Origin of the sequence: Pedobacter jeongneungensis, from assembly GCF_000633455.1 — a bacterium.
Classification (GTDB): domain Bacteria; phylum Bacteroidota; class Bacteroidia; order Sphingobacteriales; family Sphingobacteriaceae; genus Pedobacter; species Pedobacter jeongneungensis_A.
Window position 1 is genome coordinate 1 of record NZ_AYMG01000014.1, and the last position, 11,630, is coordinate 11,630.

The 11,630-nt window shown below is 38.1% G+C and carries 11 protein-coding genes; 1 reads left to right on the top strand and 10 read right to left on the bottom strand.

Translation table 11 applies throughout. From position 1 onward, the window contains the following. The first annotated feature begins 138 nt into the window (after positions 1–138). A complete protein-coding gene (locus U859_RS0113780) occupies positions 139–747 on the top strand; it encodes a SprT-like domain-containing protein (protein WP_025143944.1) in 609 nt (202 codons plus the stop codon). Between the two features lie 199 nt (positions 748–946). On the opposite strand, the gene ade is transcribed toward U859_RS0113780, so the two are convergent. The 10 genes from ade to U859_RS0113830 form a co-directional block, all read right to left on the bottom strand. Further along, positions 947–2,584 (bottom strand): adenine deaminase, encoded by a 1,638-nt coding sequence (ade, locus tag U859_RS0113785; RefSeq protein ID WP_025143945.1) that lies wholly within the window; start codon positions 2,582–2,584, stop codon positions 947–949. A gap of 95 nt (positions 2,585–2,679) precedes the next feature. Further along, the gene (locus tag U859_RS0113790; protein WP_025143946.1) at positions 2,680–4,656 is read right to left on the bottom strand and encodes a thiamine pyrophosphate-dependent enzyme; all 1,977 of its coding nucleotides are present in this window, start codon (positions 4,654–4,656) and stop codon (positions 2,680–2,682) included. Between the two features lie 60 nt (positions 4,657–4,716). Continuing rightward, positions 4,717–4,932, bottom strand: a complete 216-nt coding sequence (locus U859_RS0113795; protein WP_025143947.1) for a hypothetical protein — start codon at positions 4,930–4,932, stop codon at positions 4,717–4,719. A gap of 90 nt (positions 4,933–5,022) precedes the next feature. Next, a complete protein-coding gene (locus U859_RS0113800; RefSeq protein ID WP_029985760.1) occupies positions 5,023–6,408 on the bottom strand; it encodes a LutB/LldF family L-lactate oxidation iron-sulfur protein in 1,386 nt (461 codons plus the stop codon). A 137-nt stretch (positions 6,409–6,545) separates the two neighbouring features. Next, entirely contained in the window at positions 6,546–6,932 is a 387-nt protein-coding gene (locus U859_RS0113805) for a type II toxin-antitoxin system VapC family toxin (protein WP_025143949.1), read from the bottom strand. Then, positions 6,932–7,141 carry a DUF2281 domain-containing protein gene (locus U859_RS0113810; RefSeq protein ID WP_025143950.1) on the bottom strand — a complete coding sequence of 70 codons (210 nt, stop codon included), beginning with the start codon at positions 7,139–7,141 and terminating at the stop codon, positions 6,932–6,934. The genes U859_RS0113805 and U859_RS0113810 overlap by 1 nt, the downstream gene beginning before the upstream one ends. Positions 7,142–7,248: 107 nt before the next feature. Beyond that, a complete protein-coding gene (locus U859_RS0113815; RefSeq protein WP_025143951.1) occupies positions 7,249–8,883 on the bottom strand; it encodes a M28 family peptidase in 1,635 nt (544 codons plus the stop codon). 27 nt (positions 8,884–8,910) lie between these two features. Next, positions 8,911–9,348 (bottom strand): ribose 5-phosphate isomerase B, encoded by a 438-nt coding sequence (gene rpiB / locus U859_RS0113820; RefSeq protein WP_025143952.1) that lies wholly within the window; start codon positions 9,346–9,348, stop codon positions 8,911–8,913. A 45-nt stretch (positions 9,349–9,393) separates the two neighbouring features. Further along, positions 9,394–10,275 (bottom strand): twin-arginine translocase subunit TatC, encoded by an 882-nt coding sequence (gene tatC, locus U859_RS0113825; RefSeq protein ID WP_025143953.1) that lies wholly within the window; start codon positions 10,273–10,275, stop codon positions 9,394–9,396. Between the two features lie 119 nt (positions 10,276–10,394). Continuing rightward, positions 10,395–11,597, bottom strand: a complete 1,203-nt coding sequence (locus U859_RS0113830; protein ID WP_025143954.1) for an LVIVD repeat-containing protein — start codon at positions 11,595–11,597, stop codon at positions 10,395–10,397. Positions 11,598–11,630 lie beyond the last annotated feature (33 nt).

An 11,630-nucleotide genomic window follows, 5' to 3' on the forward strand; every position in this document is an offset into this window, starting at 1 on the left:
ATAAAGGATGGAGTAAAGCGTATTGTAAATGGTTATTAAAACTGCCTCTGTTTTCTCTGTGTAAACTCCGTGTACTCTGTGGTTAATCTATCATAAAATTGTGTTTTCTATGCAAAACTTTGCGAACTTTGCGGTTAAATGGAAAAGGTTAAAGTTTTAGCGCAGTACATGCCAGAACCAGCGGCACCGCTAATTGCCAAGTGGATAGATTATTTTCAATGTGAATTTAAGATCGCTAAAACCCGTTCTACAAAACTGGGTGATTACCGTCATCCTTATCAGGGACGAGGCCATCGCATCTCGGTAAATTTCAACCTTAACCACTATGCTTTTTTGGTTACCACTGTGCACGAGTTTGCGCATTTACTCACCTGGAACGATTTTAAAAATAAAGTAAAACCACATGGCTCTGAATGGAAGAAGAATTTCCAACGGATGATGGTCCCATTTTTTGAGCTGAACATTTTTCCTGATGATATCCACAAAGCGATTGATAATTACATGTCTAATCCGGCCGCATCAAGCTGTTCCGATCTGCATTTATCACGTGCATTAAAAAAATACGATAGCAACAAAACCGAAACGCTGCATTTGGAGCAACTACCGATTAATACCATTTTTAAAATCAAAGATGGGAGACGTTTTACCAAAGGTGAAAGGATCAGGAAAAGGTACCGCTGTGTATGCCTGGATGATAAACGTTTGTATCTGTTTAATCCTTTGGCAGAGGTTTTTGTAGTGGAATAACGAAAAGTCGTCATTTCGAGGAATAATTTATTGCATAAAAGTCAATATGAATAACAGGGGAGCCTCAACCCACAGATAAAACGCCAGAAGTCGTCATTGCGAGAAGGCTTTTTCAGCCGACGAAGCAATCTTAAACTATAGGTTATAGCGATCGTTGTAAGATTGCTTCGTCGTTCCTCCTCGCAATGACGACATTTTTTTATACAAACTTAAACTCATCCCCATCAAATAAACCTTTGTCGCTTAGTTTTAAATGTGGAATCACCAATAGAGCCATAAAAGAAAGCGTCATGAAAGGGGCAAGTAAAGTGGAGCCTAAATCTTTTGCAAACTGATCTATTGAAGTATAACTTTCTGCAACTCGGTAACCGTTCTGATTGCTCATTAATCCGGCTACAGGCAAAGCTAGAACTTCTTCTTTCCCGTTGCCCAGGGCTACTACACCTCCGGTTTCTTTGATGACCAGGTTCACAGCTTCACAAATGCTCTTATCATCAGCACCAACGGCAATAATGTTATGACTGTCATGGGCAACGCTCGAAGCAATTGCGCCGTGCTTCAAGCCAAAATTCTTAACGAACGAAATTGCAACAGGTGCATCATGGTAACGGTTTACGACTACCATTTTTAATACATCATTTTCCAGATTGCTGACAATGTTATTATTTAAAATCTTTGGTTTAGCTGATAAGCTGTTGGTGATCAATTGTCCGTCTAAAGCTTCAATTACGGGAATTTCTTCTTGTCCTGTAAATGGATAAACAAAATCTTCTTCTTTTTTTAAACTGCAGTCGAAATGGTTTACCGATTCCTGATCTTTTACATGTTTTACCCAATCTCCAACGGTTTTACCATTTTCGGCAAGTAATAACCCATCGATATAGGTTTGGTTAACTTTAAAGTTTTTTAAATCTTCTAATATGATAAAATCTGCCGGATCGTTAAATTGTAACGAACCAACATCTAGTTTATAATGAAGAATAGGGTTGATACAGGCTGCTTGTAGGATATTGAAAATGTCGATCCCCTTTGCTACTGCCCTTGCACAAAGCTGATTGATGTGGTTTTCGACCAAGCTATCGGGATGTTTATCATCACTGCAGAACATCATCATTTGAGGCCAATCGTTTAACAGATCGATCAATGCTTCGAAATTTTTGGCTGCACTTCCCTCGCGGATGAGGATTTTCATTCCGCGCTGTAATTTGTCCAGCGCTTCTTCTGCAGTAAAACATTCGTGATCTGTAGAAATTCCGGCATCGATATATTGTTGAACGGCATCGCCGCGTAAGCCTGGTGCATGTCCATCAACAGGTTTACCTAATTGATGAGCGGCAGCAATCTTTTTTAGAACCTCTTCATCTTTATAAAGTACACCCGGAAAATTCATCATTTCGCTGAGGTATTTTATCTCAGGACGTTCTAAAAGCGCTTTTACATCATCGTGATTTAATTCTGCACCTGCAGTTTCAAAAATTGTGGCCGGAACACAGCTCGGTGCGCCAAAGTTAAATTTAAAAGGCACGGTATTGCCGTTTTCGATCATAAATTCTACACCTTCCATGCCGCAAACATTGGCAATTTCGTGGGGATCGCTTATGGTAGAAACCGTTCCGTGTACAACTGCCAGCCTCGCAAATTCACTTGGAATTAACATGCTGCTTTCTATATGCACATGACTATCAATGAAGCCCGGAGAGATAAAAGGAAAGCCTTCCCGCTGGTCAGAAATTTTGGTGATTGATTTTATTTTGCCTCTATCAACCTCCACTTCGCCAAAGAAAATATTTCGTTTTGTGATGTCGATGATATTTCCTTCGACTTTAAAATTGCTCATTTATTTTGTGTTTAACTGGTTAATTGTATAATCGGTTAACTGTAGATTTACCTTAACAATTAACCGATTTGAACAGTTTATACGATTAATCTATCTTAGTATTTTAATAATTTATCTATGGTTTCTGCTAATCTTGCCTTAGCCAGGAAATCGTCTTCTAATACCTTGCTCATCGGGATTGCCGTATCTAAACTTGCACAACGCATTACAGGAGCATCCAGATAAGAGAAACAATGTTCCCCGATCCATGCGGAGATTTCTGCACCAAAACCGTTGGTTAAGGTATCTTCGTGTAAAATTAAAACTCTCCCTGTACTTTTTACGGCTTTACTAACGGTTTCTTTATCCCAGGGTTGAAGTGTACGCAAATCAATTAAGGTAGCACTGCTTTCCGGGTGTTGTTTAAGGTAATCTAAAGCCCAATGAACGCCTAAACCGTAGGTAACAATGGTGAATTTATTTCCATCGATAAGTTTAACGGCTTTTCCAATTTCCGTAGTATAATAACCATCTGGAACAGGAGCAGTTAAACTTCTGTACAGGTATTTATGTTCAAAGTACAGAACTGGATTAGGATCTTCAATAGCTGCCAGTAGCAAACCTTTCGCATCTTCAGGGAAAGCCGGATAAACGATTTTCAAACCAGGTGTTTTGGTAAACCAGGCTTCATTACTTTGTGAGTGAAATGGGCCGGCACCTGTTCCTGCCCCTGTAGGCATGCGCACTACCACATCGGCCTTTTCGCCCCAGCGGTAATGTGTTTTGGCGAGATTATTCACGATCTGATTAAATCCTACGGTTACGAAATCGGCAAACTGCATTTCTACCACGGCTTTATAACCATTAATGGATAAGCCTAAACCAGCACCAACAATGGCCGATTCGCAGATGGGAGTATTGCGGACCCTGCCTTTGCCATATTTTGCGGTAAAACCATCGGTGATTTTAAAAGCGCCACCATAATCAGCAATATCCTGGCCCATTAAAACCAGATTAGGGTATTTTTGCATAGCCAAGTCCAATCCATCTGTTATGGCATCTAAATATCTTTTATCTGTGGAAGTTTGACTAGATCGAATAACTTCTTGCTGATAGGGATAATACATATCAGTCTCTTCCTGATTGGCATTCGCCACAGGCTCAGCTTCGCTAAAAGCTTCTTCAACTTCTAATTCAATATCTCTTTTAACCTGAATTTTAATGTCGATTACCGCATCAGAAGTTAAAATGCCTTGCTCAATTAAATAGGCTTCGTAATTGTTCAAGGGATCTTTCTTTTCCCATTCATCAAATAGTTCTTGTGGGACATATTTAGTGCCTGATGCTTCTTCATGTCCACGCATCCTGAAAGTAAGGCATTCTACCAAAACTGGTCTTGGATCTTTTCGGATTTCCATGGCTAGCTGGTTGATGGTATCATAAACTTCTAAAATATTATTCCCGTCTATCTGAATACCTTCTACACCATAACCAACGGCCTTATCGACCAAATTTTTGCACCTGAACTGTTCTGAATTTGGCGTAGAAAGCCCATATCCATTATTTTCGATAAGGAAGATAACAGGGAGGTTCCAAACAGCCGCAACATTTACAGCTTCATGGAAATCGCCTTCGCTGGTTGCACCTTCACCGGTATAAACCAAGGTGGCATGTTGTTTACTGGCCAAAACATCGGCCAATGCAATACCATCGGCTAAAGCCATCTGTGGGCCGAGGTGGGATATCATCCCAATGATTTTATAATCTTGCGTGCCAAAATGGAAGGAGCGATCGCGGCCTTTTGTAAAACCGGTGATTTTACCCTGCCATTGGGCCATTAATTTTTTTAAGGGGATATCGCGTGAGGTAAAAACACCCAGATTACGGTGCATAGGTAAAATATATTCATCGCTTTGCATGGCCAGGGTGCTGCCAACTGCTATGGCTTCCTGACCAATGCCCGAAAACCATTTGCCAATCCGGCCCTGACGCAAAAGTTTAAGCATTTTGTCTTCAACCATCCGGGGGTAAAGCAATCTTTTGTATAAATTCAATAAGAATTTGTCGTCTTTATCTCCTCGATTGAAATGCATAGTAGGCTTTTGATTATTGCTTTAAGAAATATCCCATGGATTGAAGGCTTTAAATGGAACTTAGGCATTATTGTTGTTGCCTCTACCATCAATTACAGATTGTTGAAATTCCTCATATTGCTCATCAGTTAGATTTAAAGAACCTCTAAATCTTTTATGAAGACTTTCTTTTGGCTTGTTATCTTTTTCTAAGATTTTAACAATACCTAAAGCCTCTAAATCTTGTATAAGTTTGTAAGCTTTATCGTTTTTGATTTGCAACAAAACCGTATCCATATTTTTTTTCTAATGTATATCAAATATACAAAATATGAGGTTGACTATGTACTTTATGATTTAATGTTAGGCGGACTGAAGACTCCGGACTTAGGACTCCCGACTTTTCTTCAACTCTTCCCACTGTTTGGCGAAAGATTTATCTGCTACTTTTGGCATTTCGCGGTACTTGCCCCAGCTCTTTTTGAAGAAACTTTTGAGCATAAAGTTTTTAAACTTGCCACCGAAGAAATCCATCCATTTGCGGTTTTGCATCATTTTATTAAACATGCTCCAGCCAATTTCCTCTTTTTTGCCATTATCATGAGCCGCTGCAGCATCCCTACGATTAAGGAGTAACATTTTATGGATATCGATTTTAACAGGGCATACTTCCGAACATTTGCCGCAAAGGCTGGAAGCATAGCTTAAATGTTTAAACTCTTCCATGCCTTTAAAATGAGGCGTAATAACCGATCCGATAGGCCCACTATAAGTAGTATTGTAGGTATGCCCACCAATATTTTTATAAACCGGGCAGGCATTTAAACAAGCACCGCAACGGATGCAGTATAAAGCCTGTCTTTGGTCTTTTTGTGCCAATAAATTAGTACGACCGTTATCCAGCAAGATCACGTACATTTCCTCAGGTCCATCGGTTTCATTTGGCTGGCGTGGACCACTTAAAATGGTATTATAAACGGTTAAGTTCTGTCCGGTTCCGTGTGATGCCAGTAAAGGCCAGAACAGATCAAGATCGGCCATAGAAGGAATTACCTTCTCAATGCCTACAATTGCAATATGAATTTTAGGGAAAGTGGTACTTAAACGTGCATTGCCTTCATTTTCAGTAAGAGCAATGCTTCCGGTATCTGCAATTAGAAAATTCCCACCACTGATGCCAATATCGGCTGTTAGATATCTATCACGAAGCAATTCCCTTGCTTTTTGTACCAACTGAGGGGGAGTAGCATCTATAGGGGTGCCAAATTTATCATGAAATAGCTGAGCAATATCAGTTGCACTTAAGTGCATGGCCGGGGTAACAATATGGTAAGGCGCTTGCCCAAGCAATTGAACAATGTATTCGCCTAAATCACTTTCTAAAGATTCAATGTTGTTCTTTTCAAGGAAATCGTTGAGGTGGATTTCCTCAGTGGTCATCGATTTTGATTTGATAACCGTTTTGCCGTTATTCCTTTTGATGATGTTGAGGATTTCCTGCTGTGCTTCTTCGGCATCATTTGCCCAGATTACCTTACCGCCACGGCGCTGGAAATTCGACTCGAATTCTGGTAAGAACTTGTCGAGATTTTCCATTACCCGCCATTTAATAACGTGTGCCTTTTTTTTGGATGCCTCTAAATTTTCAAATTTTGACAGGCCGCGTTCAACAGCTACATTGTATTTGCCAATATTATAATTTATGGTTTTACGATGCGGTAAATCGAAAGCTTTTTCGTCAGATTTCTCTAAAAATTCCTCGGCAATATTCATCAATAGTTATTTTGTAATAGGGTAACGAATATTAAATGATTTTAGTTTTTAGCTATTCCGTTATAAATTCAAAGATAGGAAACCGTATTGAGTTTATTTTTAGAAAAGTTAAACAAACGAAATAGTTGTTTTTTGTTTTACCAGATTACAGTAGCTAGGTATCTTTTTGCAACCTCATCACTTGAAATTAGATTTAAACCTAATTCCATACTTGTAGCTATAATAATTCTGTCAAATGGATCGCGGTGAATAAAAGGGAGTGTCTTAAGTATTTTTAATGTCTCAAAATTAATCGGGATGATAGTAATTTTACTGGCATTACACGAATCTATTAATTCATCTAATGAATATTGTAACTGCAATTTGCCCAAAGATTGCTTTATGGTAATTTCCCATAAACTTGCGATACTTAAGTAAAGTTGTGTGGTTGAATCTTCTAAAATTTTTCTTGCTGCTTTCGATAGTGCAATATTATCATCTTGCATCCACAGTAAAACATGAGTATCAAGCAAATACTTATTCACTACATATATTCTTTGAAATCATCCAACGGGGCATTAAAATCATCACTCATCTTCATCTTCCCCTTAAGTAAACCGAGTTTTCTAGGGTTATTTCCCTCATCTTTTTTATTTACTTTCTTTTGTAAAATAAAATCAATAAAGTCTTCTACCTCTTGCTGATAGGCAACAGGGATCATCTTAATTTTTTCAAAAATATTGAACTGATCCATAAATGCGCTTTTATCAAAAATAACATTTTAATCTTGAAATATAAAGTTGCAAATCACTGTACATAAAAAAGCCCCGACATTAATCGAGGCTCAGTGTTTTTATATCATTATTTCTTTGGATTTCCTTTTCCATCCATGTCTACTGCCGGACGTTTAGGTCTGTTGGCCAGTTCCCATGCGGTAAAATAGGTCAGTTTTGCTCTTTTAGCCAAAAGTGGAAAGTTGATTTTGCTTACCTCATCACCTGGCTTGTGGTAATCCTGTTGTAGCATTCCGTCATAATAGAAGATGATTGGAATACCCAATTTAGCGAAGTTATAATGATCTGAGCGGTAATAAATCTGCTCCGGATCTTTTGGATCATCATATTTGTAATCCAGTTTCATTTTGGTATAAGTTGCATTAACCTGCTCACTTAATTTACCCAAATCGCTGCTTAGCATATTCGAGCCTACAGAGTAGATATAATTTGCAGAATCTGGCTTGCCCAAATATTCTTCACCTGTACGGCCGATCATGTCTGTATTTAAATCCGCAATGGTGTTTGCAACAGGAAAAACAGGGTGTTCAGAATACCATTCAGAACCCCAAAGTCCTTTTTCCTCACCAACAACAGTCATAAAAAGGATACTGCGTTTAGAACCTTTTCCAGCTTTTTTAGCATCTGTAAATGCTTTAGCCATCAATAAAACACCAGTAGTTCCCGATCCGTCATCGTCGGCACCATTGTTTACTTTGTCTTTTGCATTTGGATCAGTTTCTAAACCGATGTGATCATAATGACCTGTAAGGATCAATACTTCTTTTTTAAGTATCGGATCAGAGCCTTCTAAATAACCTAAAACATTTTCGCATCTAACCGCGGTTTCTGTTTTTGCTGCACTTGCCGAGAAAGGTGTATTTAATACTTTTGAAGCAGGAGCCTGGCTTTCTGTTATTTTTTTCTGAAGATCTGCAACAGTAGTATTAGATGCTTTGAACAATTCATTTGCTAAAGCTACTGATATCGAGATACGAGGTGTTTCATTTTGCTTTTGAGCTTCGATAGCCGCATTGGTTTTCACCATCACGCGACCTTTTTTTAAGGTTTGTTTGGTGTTTTCGGTTATCCTGTCAACAGCAGGATCAATCAGGATAATTGCTTTAACATTGTTTTCGGCAAAATATTTTGCCCTTGCCTCCAAAGTTGCACGATAAGCTGCTCTATCGATCCTTGTGCCTGGTTTTAAGGTTGGATCGCCACCATTGAACATCATCACTACTTTACCTTTAATATCAGTACCTGCAAAATCGTTGTAGTTATCTCTTTTTATTCCATAACCAATAAATACAATTTCGTCTGTAGAGAAGGTAAAACCTTTATCGCTAATTAAGCTAGGTGATACCAGGTAATCTTTTTGGTATTCTTTTGGCTGACCATTCACCGTTAACTGGCTTTCTTTTAAAGTAACATTAACCAGATCGATCTTTTGGAAGTAGCTGCCATTTACCGGTGCTTTTAAACCTAACGACTTGAAGTAATTGCTGATATAATCTGCGGCCATCCAGGCACCTTTAGTTCCCGTTTCACGGCCCTCATATTCATCAGATGCTAAAACAGAAAGGTGTTTGTAAGCATTCTCAGGATTAATCGCCTTGCTAAACTTTATGGCATCCTGATTAGGCTTTAGTGGTGTGATTTGGCTAAAGCAACTCGCTGATATAAGCGACGCCAAACCAAAGGTTAAAAATTTTTTGTTCATTATGATAATAGTTAGTTGAGTTTTTTGTTAGCACGAAATTTTTTCTACCCTGTTCTGGTGGCGGCCGCCCTCAAAATCTGTAGTTAAAAAAGTAGTGGTAATTTCTTTAGCCAGTTCTTCTGAAACAAATCTTGCCGGAATGCACAAGACATTTGCATTGTTGTGTTTGCGTACCAAAGAAGCAACTTCATTTTCCCAACATAAACCAGCTCTGATGTGCTGATGTTTATTGGCCGTAATAGCTACTCCGTTTGCCGAGCCACAAAGTAAGATGCCGTAGGTAAATTCTCCATTTTCTACTGCTGCCGCAACCGGATGAGCAAAGTCTGGATAATCTACAGAGCTTTCAGAATAGGTTCCAAAATCTTTTACTTCGTAATCCTGTAAAAAATCTTTTAATATTTCTTTGTATTCAAACCCGGCGTGATCCGCTCCAATAGCAATTTTAATTTTTGTATCAGACATTGTCAAATTTATAGAGAATTATGAAATCCGTTCGTAATGTTTTTGTTAGTTAGCATAGAAAGCTGCCTCGGCTTTTTTCTTCTTCTTTTCAATGTAGGCCGAAACAAAAATACTTAACTCATAAAGTAAGAATAATGGTGTAGCTACAATCAACATCGTCATAATATCAGGTGTTGGGGTAACAATAGCGGCAATAATTAAGATAATTACAGCTGCGTACCTTCTGCTTGATCTCATTAGTTTCGGGGTCATTAATCCCAGTTTTGACAGGATGAAAATAATAACGGGGAGTTCGAAAATAATACCTGTACCTAAAGTTAAGGTAGCAACAGATGAAAGGTAAGAATCAACAGTGAATGTGTTTTTGATTTCGGCACTTACGGTATAACCAGTTAAAAAATTAACTGATAACGGACATACTACAAAATACCCAAAAAAGATACCGATAATGAAAAGTATAGAGGCAAAGAATACAAAACCACTAGCCGATTTACGTTCGTTCTCGTGTAGTGCTGGTTTAATAAAACGCCAGATTTCCCACAATAGATAAGGAAAGCCAACCACAATACCACACATTACACAAACGTTTAGCTGGAGATTAAACTGGCCGGCCATTTCGGTGTTGATAATTTCGCCGTTAATTTTGGTAATACACATATCCTTACCCAATGATGGGAAATGTTCAACCAATTTACACATCATGCGATAAGTCCAGAAATCTGGCTTTTTCGGCCCGAAGATTATTTTATCAAGGATCTCTTCATTGAAGTAAAAAGCGATACCCGTAAAAACGGCAACTGCAATTACGGCTCTGATTAAATGTTTGCGGAGAACATCCAGGTGATCAAAAAAAGACATTTCTGCCTCTAATGTGGTGCTCTTTTGCCCGATAGCTTTTGTAAGTAGATTTTTTTTAGTGTCGCTCATGTTGAAAACAAAAATACCATTCTATTTGAATAGAATGGTATTTACGTGTTAAATATAGAAATAGTTTATATTATAATGAGAAATGATTATAAAAATTGAACACAGCCACAGCAGTTGTTTTAAAGTTGCACCTTAATTACGCTCATTTGCATTAAATTAGCTGCATTGTTGTAATTAAATTGATATACACCATCGTCTCCTGTAACGATTAAAGATTTAGGCCCGGCAATCACATCAAAACTTTTGATCGTATTTAAATGCTGCAACATGTTGTCGCCTATTTTGGTCTTATTTGCGATATTAAAGCTTTTTATTCCATAACTGCCTTCGCATAGAAATAAATTATCACCACTGGTGCTCAGGCCGTGTGGGTTTTGCATGGTATAAACTGCAATCTGTTTCGGGTTACTTGGGTCTTCTATATCTACAACTTCCAGTTGATTGTTTGCTTGCCTGCACATATTGCCCGTACGCAAGGTAACATAAGCATACTTTCCCTGAACAACAACGGGGTCACAGGCAAAAATATGGCTGTAAGTAGATAGTCGTACAGGATTGGCCGGATCGGTAGTGCTAAAAATATGCATACCCCTATTGGTACCGATAAATAATTTGTTTTCGTATGGGAAAATAGTTTCAACACCCCAGTCTAAATTAATGGCCTTCAAAAAAGTTGGGTTTGATGCTGTCTTAACATCAAACAGGCTTAAATTATTCATACCAACAGTATAGAGGTAATCGTTCATTAATGTAAATCTGGCCATTGAGCCACCTTGTCCAGACGAACCTCCTTGCGATGCGTTGCTGATATAAGCAGCATCATAAAACATCCCTTTTTTGTAAGTTTGTTTCTTAACCAAGGTGTCTTTATAAGTGTAAAGATATTTTTCTGCACCTGCTGAATATAATTGATTGAAAACATCAGTTACTCTTTTAACCTGTTTGATATCATTCATATTTGAAAGATCAAAAGCCAGTAAATCAATAAAATTGTCGGCGTAAAGGATGTTATTGTGAACCGCTAAATCCACGTTTCCCGGAATTTGCAGAAAACCCACATTTACAGGAGCACTCGGATTAGCATTATTATAGATATGAATACCTTCGTTAGGTTCGTTAATGAAGAGGTAATCGTTGTAAATGTATATCTTCCCAGTTCTTTTGGCTTGAACAGCCTTAGTCATTCCTACAGGTAAAGCCCTCATTTCTTTAACAGAAATCATTTTTACAATCTGTATCCTTTCGTACTCATCTTTTTTACAGCTGGTAAATACTGCGAAAACAAGTAGAAAGAATAATGCGTTAATTAGATTTTTTTTCATAATTCGAGTGTTTCTTTATCAAACGTAAAAAAT

Excerpts from the sequence above, each read along its gene's own strand:
- U859_RS0113800 (WP_029985760.1), bottom strand. The coding sequence starts at position 6,408 with ATGAATATTGCCGAGGAATTTTTAGAGAAATCTGACGAAAAAGCTTTC.
- tatC (WP_025143953.1), bottom strand. The coding sequence starts at position 10,275 with ATGAGCGACACTAAAAAAAATCTACTTACAAAAGCTATCGGGCAAAAG.
- rpiB (WP_025143952.1), bottom strand. The coding sequence starts at position 9,348 with ATGTCTGATACAAAAATTAAAATTGCTATTGGAGCGGATCACGCCGGG.
- U859_RS0113790 (WP_025143946.1), bottom strand. The coding sequence starts at position 4,656 with ATGCATTTCAATCGAGGAGATAAAGACGACAAATTCTTATTGAATTTA.
- U859_RS0113780 (WP_025143944.1), top strand. The coding sequence starts at position 139 with ATGGAAAAGGTTAAAGTTTTAGCGCAGTACATGCCAGAACCAGCGGCA.
- ade (WP_025143945.1), bottom strand. The coding sequence starts at position 2,584 with ATGAGCAATTTTAAAGTCGAAGGAAATATCATCGACATCACAAAACGA.
- U859_RS0113830 (WP_025143954.1), bottom strand. The coding sequence starts at position 11,597 with ATGAAAAAAAATCTAATTAACGCATTATTCTTTCTACTTGTTTTCGCA.
- U859_RS0113810 (WP_025143950.1), bottom strand. The coding sequence starts at position 7,141 with ATGGATCAGTTCAATATTTTTGAAAAAATTAAGATGATCCCTGTTGCC.
- U859_RS0113815 (WP_025143951.1), bottom strand. The coding sequence starts at position 8,883 with ATGAACAAAAAATTTTTAACCTTTGGTTTGGCGTCGCTTATATCAGCG.
- U859_RS0113795 (WP_025143947.1), bottom strand. The coding sequence starts at position 4,932 with ATGGATACGGTTTTGTTGCAAATCAAAAACGATAAAGCTTACAAACTT.